Genomic DNA, 25,789 nt, shown 5'->3' on the forward strand with positions numbered 1-25,789 from the left:
CGCTGTTAGCAGCAGCGCGCCTTATGGTCAATTCACCTTTTGCGGACGCATGTCGTTTTTGCTGATGCCCGCCACTGCAACAGGTTTTTTCATGGCGTCGCGACGGAAGGGTTCCCCCAGTTCCTGGTTTATCATCGCTTCGATCAGGGTGGTAATGCCGTTTTTCTGATCTTCCACGGCCTGCTTCAGGGCTTCGGTCAGTTCGTCCATGGTGCGGGCGACCACGCCTTTCAGACCGCAGGCTTCTGCGATACCGGCATAAGACACCTGCGTGTCCAACTCGGTGCCGACGAAATTGTCATCGAACCACAGGGTCGAATTGCGCTTTTCCGCGCCCCATTGATAGTTGCGGAACACGACCTGCGTGATTGCGGGCCACTCCTCGCGTCCGATCGCGGTCAGTTCGGTCACGGCGATGCCGAAGGCCCCGTCGCCTGAGAATCCTACAACCGGAGTATCCGGGCAGCCGATCTTGGCGCCGATCACAGCGGGCAGGCCATAGCCGCACGGCCCAAATAGGCCCGGCGCCAGATATTTGCGGCCCGATTCGAATGACGGATAGGCGTTGCCGATTGCACAGTTGTTGCCGATGTCCGACGAGATGATGGCTTCGGTGGGCAGGGCAGACTGGATCGCGCGCCACGCCATGCGGGGGCTCATCCAGTCGGGTTTGTCTGCGCGGGCGCGTTCATTCCATGTCGTGCCCGGATCGTCGTCTTCGTGATCCATTGAGGCAAGCTGTTGCGCCCATGCTGATTTGCGCTGGGCGATTTCGGCCTTGCGGTCGGCGCGCCCTTCGTCGCCTGCCGTGTCGGACAGTTTTTCGAGGATCGAGGTCGCGACCTTCTTGGCGTCGCCCACGATCCCGACAGTCACGGGCTTGGTCAGGCCAATCCGGTCCGGGTTGATGTCAACCTGAATGATCTTGGCGTTGGTGGGCCAGTAATCCATCCCGTATCCGGGCAGGGTCGAAAACGGATTAAGGCGTGTGCCAAGCGCCAACACAACATCGGCCTTGCTGATCAGTTCCATGCCCGCTTTCGACCCGTTATAACCCAGAGGACCAGCAAAAAGAGGGTGGGATCCCGGGAATGCATCGTTGTGCTGATAGCCACAGCACACGGGCGCATCAAGACGCTCGGCCAGTGCCATCGAAGCGGGGATCGCGCCGCCGATCACCACGCCTGCCCCGTTCAGGATCACAGGGAATTTGGCCTCCGACAAAAGCGCGGCTGCTTCGTTCAGTGCGTCTTCGCCGCCGCCCGGGCGTTCAAACTCGACGATAGCGGGCAGGTCGATGTCGATCACTTGTGTGAAGTAATCACGGGGTACGTTGATCTGGGCCGGGGCGCTGTTGCGCTTGGCCTGCAGGATTACCCGGTTCAAAACTTCGGCCATACGGGACGGATCGCGGACCTCTTCCTGATAGCAGACCATGTCCTTGAAGGCGGCCATCTGTTCGACTTCCTGGAATCCGCCCTGACCCATGGTTTTGTTAGCGGCTTGGGGCGTCACCAACAAAAGCGGCGTGTGATTCCAGTAAGCGGTTTTAACCGCGGTCACGAAATTGGTGATGCCCGGGCCGTTCTGGGCCACCATCATCGACATCTTGCCGGTGGCGCGTGTATAGCCATCGGCCATCATTCCACCTGACCCTTCGTGGGCGCAGTCCCAGAAGGTGATCCCGGCCTGCCCGAACAGGTCGGAAATCGGCATCATGGCCGAGCCGATGATCCCGAAGGCGTGTTCAATCCCGTGCATTTGAAGCACTTTGATAAAGGCTTCTTCCGTGGTCATTTTCATTGTGTGGGTCTCCTGTCGCACCGACCGTGCATTTGCCAAGAATTTACGAGGCCGGTGATCTATGGGTTAGGGCCAGAATGGGTGTCCGCGTAAGTCCAAAACAAATTTTCAGGCCAAGGCTTTCGCGATCAACTCAACGCCCGCCGGAATTCGCTCGGACGGGATCGAAGAATAGGCAAGACGATAGAATTCACGCGGTCGTCCCGTTCCGTGAAAGAAGGGGCGGCCGGGTTCGATCAGAACGCCCTTGTGCTGCAATTGCGCGGCCAGCTTTTCAGTGTCTGTGCCTTTTGGGGCCTGCATCCAGAAGGACGAACCCCCATGCGCGCCCTGTCCGGCAATGGTAAGGTCGTTTTGGTCAATTGCCTGCTGCATGACGTCCCTGCGTTTGCGAAGCGCTTCGCGGATGCGCCGGATCAGCGCATCATAGTGACCTAGGGACAGGAAATAGGCCGCAGTGCGCTGGATATGTCCGGGCGGATGCCGCAGGACGCTGGCACGCAGGGCGCGGGCCTCGCGAATGAAGCTTTCAGAGCCGACGAGATAGCCAAGGCGCAGGCCCGGGAAAACGGATTTGGAAAAGCTGCCAACATAGATCACGCGCCCGTCTGTGTCCAATGACTTGAGGGCGGGTGAAGGCGCATCCAGAAAGGACATCTCGAATTCATAGTCATCCTCTACAATCAGCGCATCGAGATCCCGCGCCCGTGTAAGGAGGGCGTGTCGCCGGCTCATCGGCATGGTCGCGGTGGTCGGGCATTGATGGCTGGGCGTTGTGAAAATCACATCAGTTTGCGGCGGAATGGAATCCGGCTGCAACCCGTCACGGTCCACCGGCAAAGCGGCCAAGTGGCAGCGGGATTGGGTCAGAATATCGCGCAAGGCGTGATAGCAGGGGTCTTCGATGGCGGCCATCCTGCGCTGGGTCAGCAGAACCTGCGCCGCCAGCCAAAGTGCGTTCTGCGCGCCAAGCGTGATCAGGATTTCCTCGGGGCGCGCAATGATGCCACGGCGGGGCAGGGTGTTGCGGGCGATGAATTCGACCAGCCGCGGATCGTCCTGATCGTAATAATCGGTGGTCAGCGCGGTAAAGTCCTTCTGCCCCAGTGCCTGAAGCGCGCACAGCCGCCAGTTGGCGTGGTCAAACAACGTTGGGTCGGCCTGGCCATAGATGAACGGGTATCTGAACCGCGCCCAATTCTGCGGCTTTTCTGGTGTATCGCCCCCCGTGAAACGTCGGCCGATCGCCTTGGTCCAGTCGACCTTGTCTTCGCCACGTTTGGGGGGCGTGAATTGCGGCGGTACAGGCGCGTTCTCTGAGACGTAATAACCGGAACGCTTGCGAGACTCGAGATAATCGTTGGCCAGCAGTTCCGTATAGGCAAGTGTCACGGTGATCCGCGAGATCCCCAAGTGGTCGGCCAGCTTGCGCGTTGAAGGCAGGCGTTCGCCCCGGCGAAAACGCCCCGACAAAATGCCTTCGGCAATCATTTGCTGGATCTGAGATTGCAGTGTGCCCTGAAAGGCGGGATTGAGAAAGAACGTTTCGACAGAGATGGTCATGCCACAGGATAGGCTGGACTTATGTCTGGTGCAATCTGGTCTGGTTCTGCAGCGAATTCAGCTCAGCTTTGGCGTTTCTCGATCTGCCAGGACAGGTTCGCTTTTACCGCGGGCCATTCATGCGGCAGAATCGAGTAGACCGCCGTGTCACGCAGCGTGCCGTTGGCCATGACCATGTGATTGCGCAACACGCCATCCAGTTTCGCCCCAAGCCGTTCAATAGCGCGACGGGATTGGGTGTTCAGGAAATGAGTCCGGAATTCAACGGCGATACAGTCGAGATCTTCGAACGCATGCTGCAGCATCAACAGTTTGCATTCGGTGTTCATCGCGCTGCGCTGTACCGAGGCCCGATACCATGTCGATCCGATCTCAAGCCGCCGGTTGGTCGCGTCAATATTCATGTATGTGGTCATTCCGACGGCTTTGCCTTGCGGGGTCAGGATCGCGAAGGGCAGCATCTTGCCCTCTGCCTGCAACCCGTAGCGGCGGTCGATTTCCGCCGGAACGCCCTCAGGCGTCGGAACCATCGTGTACCACAAACGGTGCAAGTCGCCGTCGGCCGACGCTTCGGCAAGGTCGGTCGCGTGATCTTGCGAGAGCGGGGCCAGACCTACATGTTGTCCGGTCAGGCGTATCGGAGAGGGCCACATGTGATTCTTCTTGTCAATTTTGTGCAAAAGGGGTGCGGGGTCTGAAATGATAAAGGCGGCCCAGAGTCGAAGGCCGCCTTTTCCATGTTTTCGGCAATGGAGGCGTGTGTCAGCCGAACACCTTGGTCAGCGCCCTATCCACTGCATCGGTGATGGCGTCGATGTCCTCGGGTGTAGCGATCAGGGCCGGCGAGAAACACAAGACATTGTTGCGACCGGGCACCGAGCGGTTTGCCGCGCCGATAATCACGCCTTGCGCACCGCAATCGGCGACAATGGCCATGACGTCTTTTTCGTCGACCGGCTCTTTGCTGTCACGGTCCCTGACCAGTTCCGCGCCAAGGAACAGACCCTTGCCACGCACATCACCAATGACCGCGTGCTTTTCCATCAGCGCCTTGAGATTGCCCATCATGCGTTCGCCCATGCGTGTGCAGTTTTCGAGCAGGTTTTCCTCTTCGATGATGGCCATGTTCTCCAGCGCCGCCGCTGGACCCGCCGTGCATCCCCCGAAGGTCGAGATATCGCGGAAGTGGTTCAGCTTGTCCTCGGGGTTGTCCTTGAAGTGTTCGAAAACCTCTTCGGTGGTCACCATGCAGGCGATGGCTGCATAGCCGGAAGCCACACCTTTGGCCATGGTGACGAAGTCTGGCTGGATGCCATAGTGCTGGTATCCGAACCATTCGGTGCCGGTGCGCCCGATGCCGCAGACGACCTCGTCAATGTGCAGAAGGATGTCATACTGTTTGCAGATTTCCTGCACGCGTTCCCAGTATCCTTCCGGCGGGGTAATCACACCGCCGCCAGCCGTTACCGGCTCAAGGCACAGCGCGCCCACGGTTTCTGGGCCTTCACGCAGGATCACCTCTTCGATCAGGTTTGCGGCGGCGATGCCAAAGTCGCGGCCCGACAGATGATCCAGACCCAGTTCGTGCTTGCGATATTCCATGCAGTGGGGCACGCGCACGAAATCAGGGGCAAACGGTCCGTATTGCGCGTTACGCTCGTCCTGTCCACCGGCCGACATCGCGGCAAGGGTCGAACCGTGATAGTCGCGGTCGCGATACAGGATCTTGGTTTTCTTGCCGCCATATTTCTTGTGGGCGATCTGGCGGACCATCTTGAACGCCTTCTCGTTCGCCTCGGACCCCGAGTTGGTATAGTAGACTCGGCTCATACCGGGCATCTTCTCGATCAGTTTTTCAGCGAAAAGCGCGCCGGGAATGGACCCGCCCGAATTGGCGAAATAGCACACCTTCATTAGTTGGGCATGAACGGCATCCGCAATCCGCTTGCGGCCATAGCCGACATTCACGGTCCAGACCGCGCCCGAAACGGCGTCGATGTATTCCTTGCCGTTTTGGTCCCAGACGCGCATGTCCTTGCCTTCGATGATGATACGCGGCTCGCCGGTTTCAAAGGGCTTGTGCTGGGTCAGGTGGTGCCAGACATGGGCTTTGTCTGCCGAGACAACCCGTTCCAGATCGTTTTTGTTAAAGTTGCCGTCCATCGGGACACCTCATCGTATTTCAAGGCATTGCTGCGGTTTCAACCGAAAACGGCCGGAAGAATCCGGCCTTGTTCCGACTCTATCCTCGCCAAAATTTCAGGCATCTCAATAGGGCCAAAGTGTATCATGATATATATCCAGAATTGGCTGGATTTACTTTGGGGTGGTGCAGAAAAATTTAGTAAATATATGAAATGTATTAATTATTATTAAAATCTGCCTTTCTGAGGTATTCGAAAAACCAAAGGTAACCAAATGCCTTGCGTAAAAAAGATTTGCGCGAACGCACGATTTTCACTCGAATTGCTTTCGTAGGGCGCGGACCCTCTCGACCCCGGTACAACAGGCGAAGACCGGACGGGGTCAAATAATTTTCCGCAGTTCAACACGGGAGAACAAACATGAACCTCAAACACAAACTCACAAGCGCCGTGGCCGCTGTCGCCCTTATGAGCGGCGCACAGGCTGCTATGGCTGCAGACGAAATCACCGTTGCCTATTTCCTCGAATGGCCGATGCCGTTCCAATACGCCAAGGTCATGGGCACCTACGAAGAAGAAATGGGTGTGGATATCAATTGGGTCAGCTTCGACACCGGCACCGCGATGAGCGCGGCCATGGCATCGGGCGACGTCCAGATTTCTGTCTCTCAAGGCGTACCGCCGTTTGTGGTGGCCGCGTCGGCAGGGCAGGACATCCAGATCGTGGATGTGGCCGTAAGCTATTCCGAGAATGACAACTGTGTCGTGGCCGAGGCGCTTGAGATCGATAAGGACAGCGCCGGGGAATTGGCGGGCAAGAAGGTTGCCGTTCCGCTGGGCACGGCGGCGCATTACGGCTTTCTGAGCCAGATGAACCATTTTGGCGTCGACCTGGCCGGTCTTGACGTGGTCGACATGGCCCCAGCCGAGGGCGCAGCGGCCCTTGCACAAGGGTCGGTGGACATGGCCTGTGGCTGGGGCGGCGCATTGCGGCGCATGAAAGAGCACGGCAATGTCCTGTTGACCGGCGCAGAGAAAGAAGAGCTGGGTATCCTTGTCTTTGACGTCACCTCGGTGCCGGCGTCCTTTGCCGCCGAGCAGAGCGATCTCCTTTCTAAGTTCCTGAAAGTGACCGCTGATGCGAACGCCATGTGGAATGCCGGCGGCGATGGAGCGGCCAAAATGCTGCCCGTGATTGCCAAAGATGCGGGTATGGACGTGGCCGACACTGAAGCGACCATCGCAACCTTCAGCTTCCCGTCGGTAGATGACCAGTTGGGTGCAAAATGGCTTGGCGGTGGCGCACAGGAATTCATGAAGGGCGTGGCTGATGTCTTTGTGGGTGCAGGCAGCATCGACAAGGCGCTGGACACCTATGAAAACGCCGTGAATACCGGTCCGCTGGCGTCTGCCAAAGGCATGTAATTCTCCCGGGGGCCACCCTCGTGTCGTTGCAACGGCGCGTTGGGTGGTCCTGTGGGTGGATGATGGTGCGCGCGGGCTGTCCGCGCCACCGAATGAATTTTCAAGACTGAAAGGCGGACCATGTCGGGACTGTCGATCGAAAATATTTCGATGCGCTTTGACCTGCCCAATGGCAGTTCGGTGCAGGCGTTGAAAGATGTGAGCCTGCACCTGAAAGAAGGCGAACTGCTGAGCGTGCTGGGGCCTTCGGGATGCGGAAAGACCACGCTTTTGAACATTCTCGCCGGATTTCTGGCGCCCACAGAGGGCCAGATCGTGATGAACGGCCACACCGTACAAGGCCCGGATGCCGAGCGAGGCATGGTGTTCCAGCAAGGGGCCCTGTTCGAATGGATGAGCGTGCGCGACAACGTGAGCTTCGGACCGCGCATGAAAGGTTTGAAAGAGGCCGACTGGGGCGAGAACGTGGACCATCTTCTTGATGTCGTCGGTTTGCAGGACTTCAAGCAAAAGGCGATCTACGAATTGTCCGGCGGGATGCAGCAGCGTGTGGCTCTGGCGCGGTGTCTGGCCAACGATCCTGATGTCATTCTGATGGACGAGCCTCTGGGCGCGCTGGATGCGCTGACCCGCGAAAAGATGCAGTCTTTGGTGCTGAAACTCTGGAAAGAGACCGGCAAGACAATCATTCTGATCACCCATTCGGTGGAAGAAGCTTTGCTGCTGGGGGAGCGCCTGCTGGTTATGGCCCCGCGACCAGGGCGTATCCACAAGGAATACCGGTTGCCATTTGCCGATCTCGGGGTGGGGCAGGATCTGCGCGAGGTGAAGAAACACCCTGAATTTAGCCAGAAACGCGAGGAAATCCTCGGGATGATCTGGGACATGGAAGAAGAGATAATGGGACGCACGGAGGCCGCACAATGATTCCGTTTCTGATATATGCGGCTATTTTCGTGGTGTCATTTTATGTGGTCCGCTTCATCGCACAACGCACCGCGATCCGGGATTACACGTCTTTGAAGACGGTGACTTTTGGTGACGAAAGCACGGTCCGCTCCAACCGCACTGCCTCGATCATCTCGATCGTGACGATTTTCGTTCTTTGGGGGGCATTCACTGGATCAAAACTGCTGCCCGCGTTTCTGCATGCGCCCGGACCGTTCGTAGGAGAGGCAACTTTTACCTATACTGCGGCGACAGAGGACGGGCGTCAGGATGACGCTACAGTTACGGTGATCGTGCATCCGGTTGATCAGGAGGTTAGCGCGCCCGAAGTCGCCCCCGGAGAGGGGTGGGCCAAGAACGACTCGGCCACGATAGGTGCTTGGCGGTCAGGTCTGATCCGGGTCGACAAGAACGATGAGATCGGCCGCAAAGAAGGGGCCACCGTGGTGGCCGTCAACGGACAGGCTATCTCGCCCGGTGGTGAAGTGATTACCGAGTTTGGGCGCGTCGGCATGTCGCCCAAGGGCACGCTCAACTTTGCCCCGAACAAGGGCTGGCAGATGGAGCCGATCTGGCTGCCCGCGCCCGAAGCCGTGGTTAAACGTCTTGGAGAAATTGCCAGCGAAGGGTTCCGGGGCAGCACGCTCTGGGAGCATCTTGGCTATTCCTTGTTCCGAGTCGTGGTGGGCTTTTTCTTCGGGGCCCTTGTGGGGATCCCGCTGGGCTATGCGATGGGGCTGTCCGATTGGTTTCGGGGCTGGTTCGACCCGATTGTCGAATTCATGCGCCCTGTTCCACCGCTGGCCCTGATCCCGTTGGTCATCATCTGGGCGGGGATTGGTGAACTTGGTAAGATCATTCTTCTGTTCCTTGCCGCACTCTGGATCATGGCCATCGCGGCCCGCTCGGGTGTATCTGGAGTGAATATCTCGAAGGTGCATGCAGCCTATTCCCTCGGGGCGAGCAAGGTCCAAATCATGCGACACGTGATCATTCCAAATTCACTGCCGGATATCTTCACCGGTGCGCGTGTGGCGATGGGGGTCTGTTGGGGCACGGTTGTGGCGGCAGAACTTGTCGCCGCCGAAAAAGGGGCGGGCATGATGATCATGGTCGCGTCCAAGTTTCAGAACACGGATATCGTCATTATGGGCATCATACTGATCGGGATCATCGGCTTTGGGATTGACATGCTGATGCGCTGGGCGGAACGCGTTCTGGTGCCGTGGAAAGGCAAAGGCTAGAGCGACTTTCAAAGCACGAGTAAAGGGCGGCCTCTGAGCCGCCCTTTTTCTTGTGTCCCCAAGAAGCCTTGTAGACAGTTCCTGCGGCCCCATGTAATCAGTCTCGACGATGGCAAAGCAAAAGAAACAGAACTCGGATCCCAACTATAAAGTGATCGCTGAAAACCGGCGGGCACGGTTTGACTATGCCATTGAGGACGATATCGAATGCGGCATCGTCCTGAGCGGGTCCGAGGTCAAATCTCTGCGGGAAAACAGCGCCAACATAGCCGAAAGTTATGCGGCGGTTGAGGACGGCGAGCTGTGGTTGGTGAACTCTTATATCGCCCCCTATGATCGCGCGATGTTCAGCCACCAAGAGCGCAGACGTCGCAAGATGTTGGTGAGTCGCAAAGAGCTTTCCAACATGTGGAGCGCGACCCAGCGCAAAGGCATGACGCTGGTTCCCCTCGTGATGTATTTCAACCACAAGGGGCTGGTGAAGCTGAAGATTGGCATCGCCAAGGGTAAAAAGAACCACGACAAACGCGCCACCGAAGCCAAGCGGGACTGGGGCCGTCAGAAACAAAGACTGCTTCGTCACGGCGAATAAGAATACCTTCTAGCCTGTCGCCTGTGCGCCTTTGTTGTGTTTTGCGGGCAGGTGAGCTCTTGGTGTAACTTGCGTCCCGACGCTGCCGATAGTAGGCAGGTGGGTGACTCAATTTTGGGGGCAGACATGGCTCAGGATGATCCTCGCACGCTTGTGTCCACCGAGTGGTTGGCCGCGCATATGAAAGACCCGGATTTACGGATTATTGACGCGTCCTGGCACATGCCGGCGGAGAACCGCGATCCGCAGGCCGAATATGACGCCGCACATATCCCGGGCGCACGGTTTTTTGACATAGATGAAATCGCTGACCTGCGCAGCGAACTGCCCCACATGGTTCCGCCCGTTGAAAAATTTATGTCGCGGATGCGCGCGATGGGCGTTGGCGATGGGCATCAGGTCGTTATTTACGACGCAAATGGCGTCAACTCGGCCTGCCGTGTCTGGTGGTTGTTCAAGCTCATGGGGCAGAACGACGTGGCCGTGCTGGATGGTGGTCTGCCGAAATGGCAGGCCGAAGGGCGCGCCATCGAAGACATGCCGCCCGTGATTCGTGATCGCCACATGACGGTGCGTCGTCAGAACCACCTTGTGAAAGACGTAACACAGGTTTCGGCGGCCTCGAAATTGGGGGATTTTGAAATCATCGACGCGCGCAGTGCTGAACGCTTCAAAGGTGAGGTGGACGAGCCGCGCGCCGGTCTGAGATCGGGGCACATTCCCGGATCCAAAAACGTGCCTTTCGCAACCCTGCTGACCGATAACGGTACGATGAAAGACCCCGACGCGTTGCGGGCGATCTTCGAAGAGGCCGGGGTTGACCTGTCCAAGCCCGCCATCACGACCTGCGGGTCGGGTGTGACGGCCTGTATTCTTGCCCTCGCGATGGAGCGTTTTGGCAAGACCGATTATGCCGTCTATGACGGTTCCTGGACCGAGTGGGGTGCCTTTCCCACTCTCCCAATTGCCACCGGAGAAGCCTGATGCTGAACAACCTGAAACAACAGCCTGCGGACAAGATCCTCGCCCTGATGGCGATGTATCGTGACGATCCCCGCCCGACCAAGATTGATCTGGGTGTCGGGGTCTACAAGAACGCCGAGGGTGTGACCCCGGTGATGCGGGCGGTCAAGGAAGCCGAGCGTCGTCTGGTCGAAGAGCAAACCACCAAGGCTTATGTGGCGCTGGCAGGGGATCCGGCGTTCTCGGATGCGATGATTGATCTGGTGCTCGGCACCACCGTGGCGCGCGATCGTATAGCCGCCGTGGCCACACCAGGTGGCACAGGAGCCGTGCGTCAGGCCTTTGAACTGATCAAAGGTGTCAGCCCCGACGCAACGATATGGGTGTCCAACCCGACCTGGCCGAACCATGTCTCGATCCTGAACTATCTGAACATGAAACAGTCGGCTTACCGCTATTTCGACGGTGAAACCCGTGGTGTCGATTTCGACGGGATGATGGAAGACCTTTCTGGCGCGTCGGCGGGCGATGTCGTGCTTCTGCACGGCTGCTGCCACAACCCGACAGGGGCAAACCTCAACATGACCCAGTGGCAAGAGGTGGTGACCCTGCTGAACGAAAAGGGTCTGATCCCGATGATCGACATTGCCTATCAGGGCTTTGGCGATGGTCTGGATGAAGACGCGGCGGCGACACGGCTTGTGGCGTCAAGCGTGCCGGAGTGCCTGATTGCGGCCAGCTGTTCGAAGAACTTCGGGGTTTACCGCGAACGCACGGGCCTGTTGATGGCGATTTCCGAGGATGCGGGAAATACAGCTGTGACTCAAGGCAATCTCAATCACCTGAACCGCCAGAACTTTTCCTTCCCGCCGGATCACGGCGCACGGGTTGTGACGACAATCCTTACCGACGAAGCCTTGCGCGCGGACTGGGCGGCCGAACTGGAAGAAACACGTCTCGGGATGCTCAAACTGCGCGAGCAACTGGCAAGCGAGTTGCAGCGCCTGTCCGGATCTGACCGTTTCGGATTTCTTGCGCAGCACCGCGGAATGTTCTCGCGCCTCGGCACGACCCCGGATATGGTCGAACGTCTGCGTGCAGAACACGGGATCTACATGGTGTCGGACAGCCGTCTGAACATCGCCGGCCTGAACCAGACCACAGTCCCGATCCTTGCCAAGGCGATTGTTGACACGGGCATCTGAGGCCGACTTCAGAACAGGAGAAAGCCATCTGCATCTGCGGATGGCTTTTTCTTTTCCGCAAGCCCTCAACAGATAACGTAGCAACCGTTAGATGGTCTTGGTGGATTCGGCTTGTATGAGCTCTCGCGAAGTATTTTTGTTTTGCTCGCAGGAATGACATTTGCCGTCGCGGGATGTGGGGAGCAGCATGACCGTTCAGAGACGGCTCCTCCTGCTGAAAGCTATGAAAACTTCGGGCCTGTGGGGTATGCTGTGCCGGTGCGAGCCGACGAGGCCGCCTACAAGGAAGATCCCGCGGCGCTGGTGTCCTATTACGAAAATGGCGTCATGCCCATACCGGTCGCTGTTCACGGTCGTGGAATGAATATTCTGGCCTTGTCCGGGGGAGGGCAGGATGGTGCCTTTGGGGCCGGAGTGTTGAATGACTGGACACAGGCAGGGACACGGCCGCAGATTTAGATCGTGACCGGAATTTCCACAGGCGCGCTCATGGCGCCCTTTGCCTTCCTTGGGTCTGACTATGACGATCGACTGCGCAGCACCTATACACAGTCTTCGACCAGCGATATCGCGCGTTTCAACGTGCTAGGTGCAGTCTTTGAGCGGGGTTATGTGGCATCGACCCGCCCCCTTGCCGAAGCGATCAGGCGCGAACTGGATGCATCTGTGATCCGCGCCATCGCCGAGCAGTCACGTCAGGGGCGCAAACTGTTGATCGGCATGACGAATACCGACGCCGAGCGTCCGGTGCTTTGGGATATCGGGGCCATGACACAGGTTGATACGCCTGAGTCCCACGACATGATCCGCGAAGTAGTTCCTGCGTCCGCGTCGATACCTTTTGTGTTCGAACCGGTGCGCATCCTGGTCACGGGCGGCACTCAAATCCGGGGGGAATTCCACGTGGATGGGGGCTGACCCGCGAAATCTTTGTGTATCCGCCGCAATTCGACATGCGCAGCCCTTCGGAAACATGGGTTCAGTTCGGGCAGCAAGACCATTTGGCTGAACCACAATAATAGGCTCGAGGACAGTTACGCGCCTCAGAATACATAACTGCGCGATATGGCTGAGCGCACATTCGCGATTCTGATCCGCTCTCAGAGCATCGAAATATCAACTCGATCGCCTTTCTGGCCAAGCGGGACGGGCTGAATGCGCATCTCCAGTCCATCCCTGCAAGTTTTGATGCAAGCCGAGCGAAGCCTTAGATCAGGCTTATATGGTCGCCCTGTTCGAAGTTGTTTTTCAGCAGGCTTTGCAGCCGGATGGGTGGTTGACAAACATCCAGAAGCGCAACGCGCCTTAGCTCTTACTTCGTCAGGATCAGCTTGCCCGCGCGCGTGATTCTTAGCGTATAGACCTGTTCATCCAGAACGATCTGGGCAAGGCCTTTGTCGCCGGTCAGCGTGCGGGCATCATGCAGAGGCATTGGATTCAACAGGTGGCTCATTGGAGTTTGGGCATTCATGGGTTCAGCCTCGTTCATCAAGTCACAAATCTCTCCACGAACGGTGCAGCGCGTTTCCTGCGTGGTCCTGTGGATGCTCACTGGCTCGCCCGGGATCACGGGCTGGCTGATATGATAATAGATGACAAAAAAGGTCGGATAAGTCAACACCCAACGATCCGGTATAGAAAAACCCGGACGTCGCCGTCCGGGTTCGTTTTTTTGCGATGTCTTGGAAGGCTTAGCCGTTGGTGAACTCGGGGTAAGCTTCCATGCCCAGCTCTGCCATGTCCAGACCGTTGATCTCTTCTTCTTCCGAGACACGGATGCCGATGGTTACTTTCAGGATGAACCACACGATGGCCGACAGGACGATGGTTGCGCCGCCGATGACAACGATGCCGTAAAGCTGTGCACCGATGGTGGCGTCGCCGTTCGAGAGAACAACTGCCAGGGTGCCCCAGATGCCTGCGATCAGGTGAACCGGGATGGCGCCTACGACGTCGTCGATTTTGAGTTTGTCCAGGAACGGAACTGCGAAGACCACGATCACGCCACCGACCATACCGATGATGGTTGCGAGGCCAAGGGTGGGTGCCAGAGGTTCAGCCGTGATCGACACGAGGCCGGCCAGTGCGCCGTTCAGTACCATTGTGAGGTCAGGCTTTTTGAACATGATCTGGGTCAGGATCAGGGCTGCGATGGCGCCACCGGCTGCGGCTGCATTGGTGTTCGAGAAGATGCGCGATACGTCAGCAACGTCGCCTACCGAACCCATGGCCAGCTGCGAGCCGCCGTTAAAGCCGAACCAACCCAGCCACAGGATGAACGTTCCCAGCGTTGCGAGGGGCAGGTTCGAGCCCGGCATCGGGATCGTGCGCCCATCTTTATACTTGCCGATACGCGGTCCGAGGATGATAGCACCGGTCAGAGCAGCCCAGCCGCCTACCGAGTGTACGATGGTCGAGCCGGCAAAATCCGAGAAGCCTGCTTCGCCCACAAAGCCACCACCCCAGGTCCAGGATGCGGTCAGCGGATAGATGATCGAAGTCAGAATGACGGTGAAGATCAGGAAGGGCCACAGTTTGATCCGTTCAGCCACGGTGCCCGATACGATTGAGGCCGTTGCCGCACAGAACATCAGCTGGAAGAAGAAGTCCGAGCCGGTCGAGGCGTAGGAATAGTCGTCTGCTGCGTCGGCGGTCACGCCCACGGCTTCCAGAACGCCCGGTCCCCAAACACCCGACAGAACGCCTTCAACACTCCAGGTGCCGAGCGGGTACATAAGGTTATAGCCGATCAGGTAATAGAAGATGGCGGCCAGACCGAACAGTGCCATGTTCTTGGTCAGCTGCATGGTCACGTTCTTGGCACGCACGAGGCCCGCTTCGAGCATGGCAAAGCCAGCAGCCATGAAGAATACCAGGAAGCCGCCAATCAGGAACAGCAGCGAGTTCAGGATAAAGACGGTATCGGTCGACGGGTTGGTGCCCGGAACCGGCCTTTCTTCAGCGAGCCCCATCACCGGCAGCGCGGTCAGCGCAACGGGCAGGGCGATTTTTGCAAGTGTTTTCATTGTCTCTCTTCCTTCCGTGACGCTCTTAGATCGCGTCTGCGTCCGTTTCGCCGGTGCGCACGCGAACTGCTTGCTGCACATCCAGCACAAAGATTTTGCCGTCACCGATCTTGCCGGTTTGTGCGGTTTTGGTGATAGTTTCGACGACCTGGTCGGCCATGGTGGCCGGAACGACCAACTCGAGTTTGACCTTCGGCACGAAGTTCACGGCATATTCCGCGCCGCGATAGATTTCAGTGTGGCCCGACTGAGAGCCGAAGCCCTTGATCTCGGTGACCATCATGCCGCGCACGCCGATTCCGGTCAGCGCCTCGCGGACCTCCTCGAGCTTGAACGGTTTGATCGTTGCAATAATCAGTTTCACCGTATTCCCCTTTCCGTTTGCAGGCAGACACCTGCGTTGTGCACCTGCAGAAAACCTGCCCAGCGCGGGGAATCGAAGGTTTTTGCTGCAAAAATCACCGTTTCATCAGGTGCGTGTGATTAAAAAATGCACAAAATATGGTTGTTGACTAAAAAATAGGCAAAACAATTACGTTTATGTCGATTGGAACGGGTCAACATCCAACGCAATCCGGTTTAAACTGACTCAAAATCAAGGTGCCGAGCAGTACTGCATATGAGTGATTCAGGTCGAAAGACGCCACCTCTGGTGGCTGAAAACCGCTATGGCAAGGCGTCTGCGCCAAGGCGCAAGGCTGCCTCGAAACCCAAGGCGAAACCCAAGCCTACGGTGAAACGGACCTCAACCAAGAAAACAGCCCCAAAGCGAAAGCCGGCCCCCAAGAAACCCCCGCGCAACCCCGTTGTGGCCTTTTTCGTCGGGATCCTGCGGTGGATCTGGCGACTGGTCTGGGCGTTTACGTGGCGCTCGGCCATGGTGTTTGGCCTGCTTTTGACGGTCTCGGTTGGGTATGTCTATTCGACCTTACCAAATGTGGACGCGTTGCTGGATGGTCGCGCGCGAGGTTCGGTCACGATGCTGGACGCCAACGGTGATGCCTTCGCGTGGCGCGGAGACCAGTTCGGCGGCGTTGTCACGGCTGACAGTGTCTCTCCGGACCTTCGGAATGCCGTCGTCGCGACAGAGGATAAACGTTTCTATCGTCACTTCGGGGTCAGCCCACGCGGTATTGCCAGCGCAGTACGCATCAACCTGAGCGAGGGGCGTGGACCGCTCTCTGGGCACGGCGGGTCTACGATTACGCAGCAAACCGCGAAGCTTCTGTGTCTGGGTGTCGAGTATGATCCGAACGAATGGAAGAACGAGGCCGCCTATGTGCGTGACTGTCGCCAGGGATCGTTGTGGCGCAAGGTCAAGGAAGCGGTCTATTCGCTTGCGATGGAATTCAAGTACACCAAGGACGAAATCCTCTCGATCTATCTGAACCGTGCCTATATGGGCGGAGGGGCCTATGGCGCCGAGGCCGCGGCGCAGCGGTATTTTGGAAAACATGCCGCAGTTCTGAACCCGGCTGAGGGGGCGATGCTGGCGGGGCTTTTGACCGCACCATCCTCGTTGGCGCCCACGGCCAACCTACAAAGATCGCAGGATCGCGCGGCCACGGTTCTACGTCTGATGAATGAACAAGGCTATCTGACAAACGAGGAAACCGTCTATTGGCAACAAAACCCTGCACAGTTGTCTGAAGCGGCCGAAGCACAAAGCGGAGGGTATTTCGCAGATTGGGTCATGGCCTCTGGTCCTGAATTTTTCACCCGTAACACCACCGAAGACGTGGTGATCCGCACCACGCTTGATCCCCGCATCCAGGCCGCGTTGGAAGATGCGATGACCTTTGTGTTCGAAAACAAGGTGCGGGAAGGGTCCAAGGCGCAGGCGGCCATCGTTGTGATGTCTGCGGATGGAGCGGTTCGGGGCATGCTAGGGGGACGGGACACTACCGTGTCCGGTGCCTTCAACCGTGCAACACAGGCCAAGCGGCAAACCGGGTCGGCGTTCAAGCCCTTTGTCTACGGCACGGCACTTGAACTGGGCTACAGCTGGGATGATACGGTGGATGACGCACCATATTGTATGAACATCCCGGGATCAGGTGAATGGTGCCCTCGAAATTATACCAACAAGTATTACGGCACGGTCACTTTGACCGAGGCCTTGAAACGGTCGCTGAACGTGCCTGCGGTCAAGGTCTCAGAGGCGGTCGGGCGCGAAAATGTGCGCACGGTTGCCTCGGATTTCGGGATCGACAACGAACTGGCCCTGGGGCCTGCCTTGGCGCTCGGGGCTTCTGAGAGCACCCTCTTGGAAATGACCGGGGCCTATGCCGGTATCCTGAACGGTGGGTCTTCGGTGACACCTTATGGTCTCGTGGAATTGCGTCTGCAGGACGAAGACGAGCCTCTGATGGGGACGGGGGGCGGTATCGGGGAGCGTGTTATTTCTGAAGTCGCCGCCCGAGAACTTATCTATATGATGGAAAAGGTGGTCAGCGAAGGGACAGGCGCGCGCGCGCGCCTTGATGGTTGGCAGGTTGCTGGCAAGACCGGCACGACACAGGCCGCACGTGATGCCTGGTTTATCGGGTTCACTTCGGAATATGTCGCAGGTGTCTGGATGGGGTATGATGACAACACCCCATTGACCGGAGTCACGGGCAGCGGACTGCCGGCCGAGATCTGGCACGAGGCGATGACGCGGGTGCATGAGGGGCTTGATCCTGTCCCTCTGCCTGCTTTCGTGCCCAAGCCGAAGAAGCCGTCGCCAAAACCTACGAAGAAACGCGGCACTGGGCTGGATGATGCCATCAACGGGATTTTGCGGGATATCTTTGGCGGGAATTAAGTGTCGTCAGGATTGAAAACGCTAAAGGCCGGGCATTACCCGGCCTTTTTCAGATCCTGTGTCAGAAGATCAATGTCGCCTTTGCGCCGGTCCAGCATGGCGCCGATTTCTTCTTTTTCACTCAGGCGCAGGCTGATGCCTTCGATGATCATGTCGAAAAAGCGTGGCTTACCCGATTTGTCGGAAACGAGGAAATTGACCGCAAAAGGTGCCTCGCCGCGAAGCTTTGCAACGGTCTGTACCTCGTGGAAACTTTTGACCCGTCGTGCGCCCTGAACCTCGATCTGGCCGCCCACGAATTCTTCGAAGCGTTTGCCATACTTGCGGGCAATGTATCCTTGGAAAGCCTTGGTATAGGCCGACAGCTGGGCGCTGGTCGCGCGTCGGGCATCTGCTCCAAGGGCGGAGCGCGCGATTACGGGGACGTCTGCGTAGGTGACGAAGATACGTTCGAAATCACGGATCATGCCAGACAGCGAGTTTCCGGATGAAATGACTTTGTTGATGTCGGCAACAGCCCGGTCGACCAAATTTTTCGCCTGCGCATCGCTCAGGGCAAACGCGCTGGCTGGAAGCATTGCCGCAAAGACAGATGCCGAGGCTGTGGCCAGAAAGGTACGACGGTTCATGTCAGAAATCCTCGTAAGGGTCCGAATAGGGGTCTGAATACGGATCGAGATATGCATCCGGCCCCGACATTCCAAGCTCAAACCGGCGATTCTGCAAGTAAAGGCTTCGTGCTTGGGCATAGCTGTCGGCGCTGTCATACAGGATGGATTCGACCGTGGTGTCATAGTCGTACCGCGTTCCCATGGAATCCAGCACATAGGCCACGATACCGACATACTGTGTCGGATCCTGAAAGATCACCACAAACGGGTTCATGGCGACGTCGACAAAGAAGGCGACCGTGTCACGCGAAGTGGAGGGGCCAAGGAAGGGCATTTCGACATAGGGCCCTTCGGCCATGCCCCAGACATGCATGGTTTCGCCAAAATCGGTATCGCGCCGTTCAAGCCCGATATCCGCGGCGGGATCAAAGAAGCCCCCGATCCCGACGATGGTATTCACGGCAAAGCGGCCCGTGTTGTGCAGAGCATCCCCGGGCTTTGCCTGAAGCAAATCGTTGATCACGTCGTTCGGCAAGGCAAGATGCGACGAAAATCTGCCCACTGCGCTGCGGATTCCGGTGGTGGTTGCGGCGCCATAGCCTTCGGACAAGGGGTCGACCAGAAGTCTGTCCATGTCCTTGTTGAATTGGTGGGTCCCGCGATTCTCGGCTTCGAACGGGTCATAAAACCCTGTTGTCGGCGCATTGTCCGCGCAGGCCGCAAGAAATAGGGCCGCGCAAAGGGCTGCGAACCGGAAAAGCATATTGCACGGGCGGGTGTTACGCAAAATTGACAATGGAAATCCCGTATCAAACTTCGTATCAGTCCATTTAGACCAATCACCGGGCAACCCCAATGTCTCGCATTGAAATGGCGCGGCCTGTGGCAGTTTGGAGACATACCAATCGTGTCGCAACCGTGTAATGTATTTTGAAAAAACGTCTTCAGGTAGCAGGATGAGCAGATGAGCAACCCCATGACACAAGCTGGACAGGACGAATTGCGCGCCGTCCGCCGCGAGAGTCGCAGCCTATATTGGGCTGTTGGCATCTTCAGTTTCTTTGCGAACTTGCTGATGCTGACGGGCCCCCTCTACATGCTTCAGGTCTATGATCGGGTTTTGGGAAGTCGATCTGAGGAAACTCTGATTGCGCTGTCGCTGCTTGTGGCCTTTCTGTATGGCACGATGGGCATTCTGGATTTCGCACGCGGCCGGATCATGGCGCGGGTTGGTGCGCGATTTCAGACACGCCTCGACCGCCGGGTTTTTGATGCAGTTGTGCGCAAATCCGCGATCAAACCCGACGAGCGGTCACAGACGGGGTTGCAGGATTTGGAATCGGTGCAAAGGTTGATGTCCGCGCCTGTTTTGATGTCGGTGTTCGATATGCCTTGGACACCTTTCTTTCTGGCCGGGATTGCAATTTTCCATCCGTGGCTTGGTATTCTGGCGATTGCCGGTGGTACGATCCTGGTGGTTGTCACCTTGTTGAACCAGTTGACCACGCGCAAACCCGTGATGAAGGCTAACATGGCCGCACATCATTCTGAAATGATCAGCCAGCAAATCCGCACCGAGGCCGAAATGGTACAGGCCATGGGGATGCAGACGGCAGCGTTTGATCGCTGGCAGGTAGCACGCACCAAGGCGCTGGACGAAAACGTTGCTGCTGCCGATCTCGGGGGGGGGTTCACGGCCACGACCAAGACATTCCGCATGTTCCTTCAATCGGCCATGTTGGGGCTTGGCGCGTATCTCGTGTTGCTCAACGAACTGACCCCGGGCGCGATGATCGCCGGGTCGATCCTTTTGGGGCGCGCGTTGGCGCCGATCGAATTGGCCATCGGTCAATGGCCGATGGTGCAACGTGCGATGAAAGGCTGGGGCAACCTCGAGATTCTGCTGAGCGAGGTGCCGCCCTCCAAACCCAAGACGGCGCTGCCTGCACCCAAGGCAAACCTTGATGTGCAACAGCTGACGGTTGTGCCGCCCGGAGATTCCCAGGCTGCGTTGCGCATGATCACCTTCACGCTGCGTCCGGGCGAGGCGCTTGGCGTGATCGGCCAATCCGGTGCGGGGAAATCCACGCTGGCCCGCGCACTGACCGGAGTGTGGCGACCCGCAGGTGGCAAGGTGCGCTTGGACGGGGCTTCGCTTGAGCAATATGATCCTGATGTTCTGGGACAATATATCGGGTATCTTCCGCAACGCGTTCAGATGTTTGAGGGAACCATTGCCGAAAATATCGCGCGTTTGTCGAAACAACCCGATCCCGAAAAGGTGGTCGCGGCCGCCAAGAAGGCCGCTGCGCACGATATGATTGTGAAGCTGCCTGAAGGCTATGATACCCGCATTTCTGCAAATGGCGGGCGCTTGTCAGGCGGGCAGATCCAAAGGATCGGTCTTGCCCGCGCCCTGTATTCAGACCCTGTCATTCTGGTACTGGACGAACCCAATTCGAACCTCGACAACGAAGGCTCTCAGGCGTTGAACCAGGCTATCCGGGTGATGAAGTCGGAAGGGAAATCCGTGCTGATCATGGCCCACCGGCCTGCCGCAATTCAGGAGTGTGAACTGCTCTTGGTTCTGGACAACGGCATGAGCACCGCCTTCGGACCCAAGGAAGAAGTGATGCAGAAAATGGTGGCCAACCATCAGCAACTCAAGAAGGCTGGTAACAGCGGGGGAGGGGTTCAATGAGCGACGCCGAAAACGTAAAGGCGGAGTGGCCTGTTGGCAAACACATGCTCATTGGCCTGTTTGGTCTGGTGGTCTTGCTTGGTGGGTTTGGAACATGGGCGGTGATGACGGAAATCTCCGGGGCCATTATTGCAGGTGGCCGGATCGAAGTTGATCGCAACCGGCAGGTTGTCCAGCATCTTGATGGTGGCGTCGTCGAAGACATCCTTGTCGATGAAGGTGACACTGTGTCTGAAGGACAGGTTTTGATCCGGCTCGATCCGACCCTGATCGCATCCAACCTCGCGATCACCGAAAGCCAGCTTTACGAGTTGATGGCGCGTCGTGGACGCCTCGAGGCCGAGCGTGATGGCAATGACGAGCTTGTTTTCGAAGAAGAGCTGCTTGAGGTCGCTGCGCGTAATCCCGAGATCATGGATATCGTCGAGGGACAACGCCGCCTGTTTCATGCGCGCAATGAATCCCTGACGCGGGAAGTTGAACAGCTTGGCAAAAGGCGGGCTCAGATCGTCAACCAGATCGAGGGGATCGAGGCGCAGCAACAGTCTTTGACAGTGCAACTTGGACTGATCGTTGAAGAGTTGGAAGACCAGAGAACCCTTCTTGAAAAAGGTCTTGCGCAGTCGAGTCGCGTGCTCGCCCTGCAACGGGAAGAGGCCGAGTTGAGCGGCACAGTTGGTGAACTCACCGCGACCAAGGCGCAGGCCGAAGGGCGGATCACCGAGATTGACATTGAACTGCTCAAGCTGGACACGCGGCGGCGGGAAGAGGCCATTTCGCGCCTGCGCGACCTGCAATATCGTGAACTCGAACTGGCCGAACAGCGCCGCGCGTTGAAGGAACAGTTGTCGCGGCTGGATATCAGGGCCCCTGTGTCCGGCGTTGTGTACGGGCTTCAGGTTTTCACACCGAAGTCGGTGCTGCGTCCGGCTGATCCGGTTCTATTCATCGTTCCGCAGGATCGCCCGCTGGTGATCGCGGCACAGGTGGAACCCATCCATATCGAACAGGTATATGTCGGGCAGGAAGTGATTGTGCGCTTCTCGTCTATTGACCAGCGGAACACCCCGGACATGTTCGGCGTTGTCACACGCGTCTCGCCAGATGCGTTCGAAGATCAGGCGACGGGCCTGTCCTATTATCGGGCCGAAATCGAACTTTCCGAGGAAGAGCTGGCCAAGCTGCCCGAGAACGTGACGCTTATTCCGGGTATGCCCGCAGAGAGTTATTTGAGAACAGATGACCGCACCCCGATCACCTATCTTGTAAAACCTCTGACCGACTATTTCACCAAGGCTTTCCGCGAAAGCTGACCAAAGCTTCGGAATTGGGCTTTTCTTACGAGGCGGCGCGATCTAGCGTCGCCTCGAAACATTTTGTGGGAGTGGAATGATGAGCGCGATCGAAGCAAAACTTGCCGAGTTGGGTGTCACCCTGTCCGAGGCTCCGGCCCCGGCGGCGAACTATGTGCCCTATGTCGTGGTGGGCGATCTGGTGCATGTTTCGGGCCAGATCTCGATGGATGAAAAGGGGCTGATCACCGGCAAGGTCGGAGAAACGCTCGACACTGACGCAGGTACCGCAGCGGCCAAGACCTGTGCGATCAGCCTGTTGTCGCAGGTCAAGGCGGCCTGTGACGGCGATCTGGACCGGCTGGTACGGGTGGTCAAACTCGTCGGGTTCGTCAATTCGACTGCGGACTTTACCGATCAGCCCAAGGTCATCAACGGCGCCTCTGATTTCATGGTGGCGGCCCTTGGCGATGCCGGTCGCCATGCGCGCTCTGCGGTATCTGCGGCCTCGCTGCCCTTGGGCGTTGCCGTCGAAATCGAAGGAATCTTCCAGATCAAGTGACCATGTTGGATGCGGTTTTTCTGAACGTGCCTCTCGCGCATCGTGCCTTGCACGATTTGTCCGCGGGGCGCCCTGAAAACAGCCGCGCGGCGATCCGCGCGGCTGTCTCTGCAGGCTATGGAATCGAAATAGATCTGCAGCTGTCCGCCGACGGGCACGCCATGTGTTTCCACGACTATGATCTTGGAAGGCTCACAGGTGAAAAGGGACCGGTCCAACGCCGAAGCGCCGCCGAATTGGGTCAAATCCAGCTGACTGGTGGGGATGAAGGTATCCCGAGTTTTGCCGAGGTGCTGGACATCGTGGCGGGGCAAGTGCCGCTTCTGGTCGAAATCAAGGATCAGGACGGCTTGATGGGGCCAAATGTGGGGCTCCTTGAACAAGCGGCAGCGACAGATGCTCAGACCTATGAAGGGCCGCTGGCTTTCATGTCATTCAATCCCAACAGTGTTGCAGCACTTGCCGAGATCGCGCCGCAGTTTGCGCGTGGCCTTGTAACCGATGCATACAGCGCAGAAGACTGGCCTATTTTGCCGCCTCGGGTCCGCGATGCATTGCGGGACATCCCCGATTTTGAACGCGTCGGGGCCAGTTTCATCAGCCAACAAGCCAGCAGCCTCGGGTTGCCGCAGGTGGCGGACCTCAAGGCACGGGGTGTTCCGGTTCTTTGCTGGACGATCCGCTCAGCCGAGGCTGAGGCCAAGGCGCGCGAGATTGCGGATAATGTGACATTCGAGGGCTATCTTGCCGAGATACCCGCTTGAACCCGTTGTCCGCTGCGCCAAATATGGAAAGGCGGACAGGGGGTTGCATGGACGGCGCACCAATTGAAATTGAGATGCATGAACGGCTCGAGACCATCGGTCAGGCCGATTGGGATGCGTGCAGTTGCCCCGAGGCGGCTGAGGGCGGGCGCCCGAACGACCCGTTCACCACTTACCGGTTTCTGCATGCGATCGAGGAAAGCGGCTCTGTCGGGCCGGGCACGGGTTGGCAGCCCCGCTATCTGACCGCGCGTGCGGCGGGTCAGGTGATTGCCTGCGCCCCGCTTTATGCAAAGTCGCATTCGCAGGGCGAGTACGTGTTCGACTATAGCTGGGCCCATGCTTACGAAAATGCGGGTGGGCGCTATTATCCCAAACTGCAGGTTGCGGTACCTTTCACGCCGGTGACCGGCCATCGTCTTTTGACCCGTCCCGGTTTTGAAGAGATCGGGCGCGCGGCGCTGGTGCAGGGAATGGTGCAGGTTGGCGCGGACAATGATCTGTCGTCCTTGCACCTGACATTTTGTTCTGAACCGGATGTCGAAGCAGGCAAACAAATGGGATTGTTGCACCGGACCGGCCAGCAATTTCATTGGGTGAACACCGGATATGAGTCTTTCGACGCATTCCTCGCCTCCCTTTCTTCGCGCAAGCGCAAGAACATCCGCAAAGAGCGCGCTGTGGCACAACGTTTTGGTGGAGACATCCTTTGCCTTACTGGGGATGATATCCAACCCAACCACTGGGATGCGATGTGGCGCTTTTATCAGGACACCGGCGCGCGCAAATGGGGCACGCCCTACCTGACGCGCGCTTTCTTTGACCGCGCACATGAAACACTGCGCAATGATATCCTGTTAGTCTTCGCAATGCGGGACGGGCAGGCCGTAGCGGGGGCGATGAACCTGATTGGTCAAGAGGCGCTTTTTGGCCGGTATTGGGGCTGTGTCGAGGATCATCCCTTCCTGCATTTCGAACTGTGTTACTATCAGGCAATGGATTGGGCGATTGAACAGGGTCTGGCACGTATCGAAGCCGGTGCCCAGGGAGAGCACAAGCTTGCCAGGGGCTATCTTCCGGTAACCACGCATTCGCTGCATTGGCTGCGAGATCCGGGATTTGCCGATGCGGTCGCGAACTATCTCGAGGCCGAGCGTAACGCGGTCGCAGAAGAGATTGAGGTCATGACTGCTTGGGGCCCCTTCCGAAAAGACAAACGAGAGGATCACGAATGACCGAAAAACTGAGCGAGACAGCCCGAGATGCCATGTTGGCACCGCTGCTGGAAAGCGGCTGGGAGATGCTTGAAGATCGCGACGCTATTCGCAAGACCTTCCGCTTTGACAGCTTTATTTCCGCGATGGGGTGGATGACACGTGCCGCGTTTTGGGCCGAGAAGTGGGACCATCATCCCGAATGGTTCAACGTCTACAACCGTGTCGATGTTCTGCTGACCACGCATGATGTGGATGGTCTAAGCGCGCTTGACGTCAAATTGGCACGCAAGATGGATACGCTTTGACCGCACAAAGACGCAAAGAAGGGGCCGACTGGGCCCCTCTTGTTTTATGCTTCGCGTTTGCGGATCAAAGGTGACCAAGCAACGTTTCACCTGCAGTCAGGTCGCAAACGCCGCGCTCTTCTTCCTCTTGTATCCAGGTCACCACGCCGTCATCCACAATCGCGGCAAAGCGGCGGGTGCGGTTAATAAAGCCGACTGGCGCTGCAGAAAAATCCAGCCCCATGGCCAGTGTTAGTGCGCCATCAGGATCGGACAACATAGTGATCCCCGCTTTGTCCGCACCGGTATCCGCCTCCCAGGCTTGCATCACCCAAGGGTCGTTCACAGACATGCACACGATGTCATCGACACCCTTTGCGCGGATGGCGTCAGCGTTGCGCATAAAGCTGGGCACATGAGCGGCCGAGCAGGTGGAAGTAAACGCGCCGGGAACCCCGAACAACGCGACTTTGCGGCCCTTGAAAATTGAATCCAGCGCCACTGGTTCCGGCCCGGCTTCTCCGAGCTTCATCAAAGCGCCTTCGGGCAGCTTGTCCCCTGCAGAAATCGTCATCACATGTCCTTTGTTGGTTTGCGTTTTCCTAACGCGTGGATATAGGCTCGCGTGTGAAAAAGGAA

At 57.8% G+C, this 25,789-nt stretch carries 25 protein-coding genes; 15 read left to right on the forward strand and 10 right to left on the reverse strand.

Annotated elements, in window-relative coordinates:
- Nucleotides 1-27: 27 nt before the first annotated feature.
- The 4 genes from xsc to WNE31_RS09940 all read right to left on the reverse strand — a co-directional run bounded on the left by xsc (nt 28) and on the right by WNE31_RS09940 (nt 5,529).
- Nucleotides 28-1,803: a sulfoacetaldehyde acetyltransferase gene (gene xsc, locus WNE31_RS09925; protein ID WP_349979594.1), complete on the reverse strand. Its 1,776-nt coding sequence runs from the start codon at nt 1,801-1,803 to the stop codon at nt 28-30.
- Between the two features lie 108 nt (nt 1,804-1,911).
- On the reverse strand, nt 1,912-3,366 hold the full coding sequence (pdxR, locus tag WNE31_RS09930; protein ID WP_349979595.1) for a MocR-like pyridoxine biosynthesis transcription factor PdxR: 1,455 nt from the start codon (nt 3,364-3,366) through the stop codon (nt 1,912-1,914).
- Between the two features lie 62 nt (nt 3,367-3,428).
- Nucleotides 3,429-4,019, reverse strand: coding sequence for a GNAT family N-acetyltransferase (locus WNE31_RS09935; RefSeq protein ID WP_349979597.1), 591 nt, complete (start codon nt 4,017-4,019; stop codon nt 3,429-3,431).
- 109 nt (nt 4,020-4,128) lie between these two features.
- Nucleotides 4,129-5,529, reverse strand: a complete 1,401-nt coding sequence (locus WNE31_RS09940) for an aminotransferase family protein (protein ID WP_349979598.1) — start codon at nt 5,527-5,529, stop codon at nt 4,129-4,131.
- A 401-nt stretch (nt 5,530-5,930) separates the two neighbouring features.
- On the opposite strand from WNE31_RS09940, the gene WNE31_RS09945 reads away from it, so the two are divergent.
- The 8 genes from WNE31_RS09945 (at nt 5,931) to WNE31_RS09980 (ending at nt 12,805) form a co-directional block, all read left to right on the forward strand.
- Entirely contained in the window at nt 5,931-6,935 is a 1,005-nt protein-coding gene (locus WNE31_RS09945) for a taurine ABC transporter substrate-binding protein (protein ID WP_349979599.1), read from the forward strand.
- Nucleotides 6,936-7,055: 120 nt separating this feature from the next.
- Entirely contained in the window at nt 7,056-7,862 is an 807-nt protein-coding gene (locus WNE31_RS09950) for a taurine ABC transporter ATP-binding protein (protein ID WP_349979600.1), read from the forward strand.
- A complete protein-coding gene (locus WNE31_RS09955) occupies nt 7,859-9,127 on the forward strand; it encodes an ABC transporter permease (protein ID WP_349979601.1) in 1,269 nt (422 codons plus the stop codon). The genes WNE31_RS09950 and WNE31_RS09955 overlap by 4 nt, the downstream gene beginning before the upstream one ends.
- Nucleotides 9,128-9,236: 109 nt before the next feature.
- Nucleotides 9,237-9,719, forward strand: coding sequence for an SsrA-binding protein SmpB (gene smpB, locus WNE31_RS09960; protein ID WP_349979602.1), 483 nt, complete (start codon nt 9,237-9,239; stop codon nt 9,717-9,719).
- A 126-nt stretch (nt 9,720-9,845) separates the two neighbouring features.
- Nucleotides 9,846-10,703, forward strand: a complete 858-nt coding sequence (sseA, locus tag WNE31_RS09965; protein WP_349979603.1) for a 3-mercaptopyruvate sulfurtransferase — start codon at nt 9,846-9,848, stop codon at nt 10,701-10,703.
- The gene (locus tag WNE31_RS09970) at nt 10,703-11,887 is read left to right on the forward strand and encodes an amino acid aminotransferase (protein WP_349979604.1); all 1,185 of its coding nucleotides are present in this window, start codon (nt 10,703-10,705) and stop codon (nt 11,885-11,887) included. The genes sseA and WNE31_RS09970 overlap by 1 nt, the downstream gene beginning before the upstream one ends.
- A gap of 111 nt (nt 11,888-11,998) precedes the next feature.
- Nucleotides 11,999-12,346: a hypothetical protein gene (locus tag WNE31_RS09975; protein ID WP_349979605.1), complete on the forward strand. Its 348-nt coding sequence runs from the start codon at nt 11,999-12,001 to the stop codon at nt 12,344-12,346.
- A gap of 3 nt (nt 12,347-12,349) precedes the next feature.
- The gene (locus WNE31_RS09980) at nt 12,350-12,805 is read left to right on the forward strand and encodes a patatin-like phospholipase family protein (protein WP_349979606.1); all 456 of its coding nucleotides are present in this window, start codon (nt 12,350-12,352) and stop codon (nt 12,803-12,805) included.
- Between the two features lie 394 nt (nt 12,806-13,199).
- On the opposite strand, the gene hemP is transcribed toward WNE31_RS09980, so the two are convergent.
- From hemP to WNE31_RS09995, 3 genes are all read right to left on the reverse strand, one after another.
- Nucleotides 13,200-13,358, reverse strand: a complete 159-nt coding sequence (gene hemP / locus WNE31_RS09985; RefSeq protein ID WP_349979721.1) for a hemin uptake protein HemP — start codon at nt 13,356-13,358, stop codon at nt 13,200-13,202.
- Nucleotides 13,359-13,578: 220 nt separating this feature from the next.
- Nucleotides 13,579-14,913 (reverse strand): ammonium transporter, encoded by a 1,335-nt coding sequence (locus WNE31_RS09990; protein ID WP_349979607.1) that lies wholly within the window; start codon nt 14,911-14,913, stop codon nt 13,579-13,581.
- 25 nt (nt 14,914-14,938) lie between these two features.
- Nucleotides 14,939-15,277 carry a P-II family nitrogen regulator gene (locus WNE31_RS09995; protein ID WP_058313150.1) on the reverse strand — a complete coding sequence of 113 codons (339 nt, stop codon included), beginning with the start codon at nt 15,275-15,277 and terminating at the stop codon, nt 14,939-14,941.
- A 255-nt stretch (nt 15,278-15,532) separates the two neighbouring features.
- On the opposite strand from WNE31_RS09995, the gene WNE31_RS10000 reads away from it, so the two are divergent.
- The gene (locus tag WNE31_RS10000) at nt 15,533-17,719 is read left to right on the forward strand and encodes a transglycosylase domain-containing protein (protein ID WP_349979608.1); all 2,187 of its coding nucleotides are present in this window, start codon (nt 15,533-15,535) and stop codon (nt 17,717-17,719) included.
- Nucleotides 17,720-17,754: 35 nt separating this feature from the next.
- Here the strand turns inward: WNE31_RS10000 and WNE31_RS10005 are convergent, their stop codons facing one another.
- Nucleotides 17,755-18,348 carry an ABC transporter substrate-binding protein gene (locus WNE31_RS10005; RefSeq protein ID WP_349979609.1) on the reverse strand — a complete coding sequence of 198 codons (594 nt, stop codon included), beginning with the start codon at nt 18,346-18,348 and terminating at the stop codon, nt 17,755-17,757.
- A 1-nt stretch (nt 18,349) separates the two neighbouring features.
- Nucleotides 18,350-19,093 carry an MlaA family lipoprotein gene (locus WNE31_RS10010; protein ID WP_349979722.1) on the reverse strand — a complete coding sequence of 248 codons (744 nt, stop codon included), beginning with the start codon at nt 19,091-19,093 and terminating at the stop codon, nt 18,350-18,352.
- Between the two features lie 201 nt (nt 19,094-19,294).
- On the opposite strand from WNE31_RS10010, the gene WNE31_RS10015 reads away from it, so the two are divergent.
- From WNE31_RS10015 to WNE31_RS10040, 6 genes are all read left to right on the forward strand, one after another.
- Nucleotides 19,295-21,031: a type I secretion system permease/ATPase gene (locus tag WNE31_RS10015; RefSeq protein WP_349979610.1), complete on the forward strand. Its 1,737-nt coding sequence runs from the start codon at nt 19,295-19,297 to the stop codon at nt 21,029-21,031.
- A complete protein-coding gene (locus tag WNE31_RS10020; protein WP_349979611.1) occupies nt 21,028-22,344 on the forward strand; it encodes an HlyD family type I secretion periplasmic adaptor subunit in 1,317 nt (438 codons plus the stop codon). The genes WNE31_RS10015 and WNE31_RS10020 overlap by 4 nt, the downstream gene beginning before the upstream one ends.
- Before the next feature lie 79 nt (nt 22,345-22,423).
- Complete coding sequence (locus tag WNE31_RS10025) at nt 22,424-22,885, forward strand: RidA family protein (protein WP_349979612.1); 462 nt, start codon at nt 22,424-22,426, stop codon at nt 22,883-22,885.
- A 2-nt stretch (nt 22,886-22,887) separates the two neighbouring features.
- Nucleotides 22,888-23,649 carry a glycerophosphodiester phosphodiesterase family protein gene (locus WNE31_RS10030; RefSeq protein WP_349979613.1) on the forward strand — a complete coding sequence of 254 codons (762 nt, stop codon included), beginning with the start codon at nt 22,888-22,890 and terminating at the stop codon, nt 23,647-23,649.
- Nucleotides 23,650-23,696: 47 nt separating this feature from the next.
- Complete coding sequence (locus WNE31_RS10035) at nt 23,697-24,884, forward strand: GNAT family N-acetyltransferase (RefSeq protein ID WP_349979614.1); 1,188 nt, start codon at nt 23,697-23,699, stop codon at nt 24,882-24,884.
- A complete protein-coding gene (locus WNE31_RS10040) occupies nt 24,881-25,171 on the forward strand; it encodes a 4a-hydroxytetrahydrobiopterin dehydratase (protein WP_349979615.1) in 291 nt (96 codons plus the stop codon). The genes WNE31_RS10035 and WNE31_RS10040 overlap by 4 nt, the downstream gene beginning before the upstream one ends.
- A 64-nt stretch (nt 25,172-25,235) precedes the next feature.
- On the opposite strand, the gene WNE31_RS10045 is transcribed toward WNE31_RS10040, so the two are convergent.
- Nucleotides 25,236-25,724: a peroxiredoxin gene (locus WNE31_RS10045; RefSeq protein WP_349979616.1), complete on the reverse strand. Its 489-nt coding sequence runs from the start codon at nt 25,722-25,724 to the stop codon at nt 25,236-25,238.
- Nucleotides 25,725-25,789: the final 65 nt, after the last annotated feature.

The sequence above is a fragment of the Shimia fortis genome (genome assembly GCF_040225985.1).
Lineage (GTDB): Bacteria > Pseudomonadota > Alphaproteobacteria > Rhodobacterales > Rhodobacteraceae > Shimia.

Bases quoted from the DNA above. Each gene is read 5' to 3' on its own strand.
- xsc (WP_349979594.1), bottom strand. From the start codon at position 1,803: ATGAAAATGACCACGGAAGAAGCCTTTATCAAAGTGCTTCAAATGCAC.
- pdxR (WP_349979595.1), bottom strand. From the start codon at position 3,366: ATGACCATCTCTGTCGAAACGTTCTTTCTCAATCCCGCCTTTCAGGGC.
- WNE31_RS09935 (WP_349979597.1), bottom strand. From the start codon at position 4,019: ATGTGGCCCTCTCCGATACGCCTGACCGGACAACATGTAGGTCTGGCC.
- WNE31_RS09940 (WP_349979598.1), bottom strand. From the start codon at position 5,529: ATGGACGGCAACTTTAACAAAAACGATCTGGAACGGGTTGTCTCGGCA.
- WNE31_RS09945 (WP_349979599.1), top strand. From the start codon at position 5,931: ATGAACCTCAAACACAAACTCACAAGCGCCGTGGCCGCTGTCGCCCTT.
- WNE31_RS09950 (WP_349979600.1), top strand. From the start codon at position 7,056: ATGTCGGGACTGTCGATCGAAAATATTTCGATGCGCTTTGACCTGCCC.
- WNE31_RS09955 (WP_349979601.1), top strand. From the start codon at position 7,859: ATGATTCCGTTTCTGATATATGCGGCTATTTTCGTGGTGTCATTTTAT.
- smpB (WP_349979602.1), top strand. From the start codon at position 9,237: ATGGCAAAGCAAAAGAAACAGAACTCGGATCCCAACTATAAAGTGATC.
- sseA (WP_349979603.1), top strand. From the start codon at position 9,846: ATGGCTCAGGATGATCCTCGCACGCTTGTGTCCACCGAGTGGTTGGCC.
- WNE31_RS09970 (WP_349979604.1), top strand. From the start codon at position 10,703: ATGCTGAACAACCTGAAACAACAGCCTGCGGACAAGATCCTCGCCCTG.
- hemP (WP_349979721.1), bottom strand. From the start codon at position 13,358: ATGAATGCCCAAACTCCAATGAGCCACCTGTTGAATCCAATGCCTCTG.
- WNE31_RS09990 (WP_349979607.1), bottom strand. From the start codon at position 14,913: ATGAAAACACTTGCAAAAATCGCCCTGCCCGTTGCGCTGACCGCGCTG.
- WNE31_RS10000 (WP_349979608.1), top strand. From the start codon at position 15,533: ATGAGTGATTCAGGTCGAAAGACGCCACCTCTGGTGGCTGAAAACCGC.
- WNE31_RS10005 (WP_349979609.1), bottom strand. From the start codon at position 18,348: ATGAACCGTCGTACCTTTCTGGCCACAGCCTCGGCATCTGTCTTTGCG.
- WNE31_RS10010 (WP_349979722.1), bottom strand. From the start codon at position 19,093: ATGCTTTTCCGGTTCGCAGCCCTTTGCGCGGCCCTATTTCTTGCGGCC.
- WNE31_RS10015 (WP_349979610.1), top strand. From the start codon at position 19,295: ATGAGCAACCCCATGACACAAGCTGGACAGGACGAATTGCGCGCCGTC.
- WNE31_RS10020 (WP_349979611.1), top strand. From the start codon at position 21,028: ATGAGCGACGCCGAAAACGTAAAGGCGGAGTGGCCTGTTGGCAAACAC.
- WNE31_RS10025 (WP_349979612.1), top strand. From the start codon at position 22,424: ATGAGCGCGATCGAAGCAAAACTTGCCGAGTTGGGTGTCACCCTGTCC.
- WNE31_RS10030 (WP_349979613.1), top strand. From the start codon at position 22,888: ATGTTGGATGCGGTTTTTCTGAACGTGCCTCTCGCGCATCGTGCCTTG.
- WNE31_RS10035 (WP_349979614.1), top strand. From the start codon at position 23,697: ATGGACGGCGCACCAATTGAAATTGAGATGCATGAACGGCTCGAGACC.
- WNE31_RS10040 (WP_349979615.1), top strand. From the start codon at position 24,881: ATGACCGAAAAACTGAGCGAGACAGCCCGAGATGCCATGTTGGCACCG.
- WNE31_RS10045 (WP_349979616.1), bottom strand. From the start codon at position 25,724: ATGACGATTTCTGCAGGGGACAAGCTGCCCGAAGGCGCTTTGATGAAG.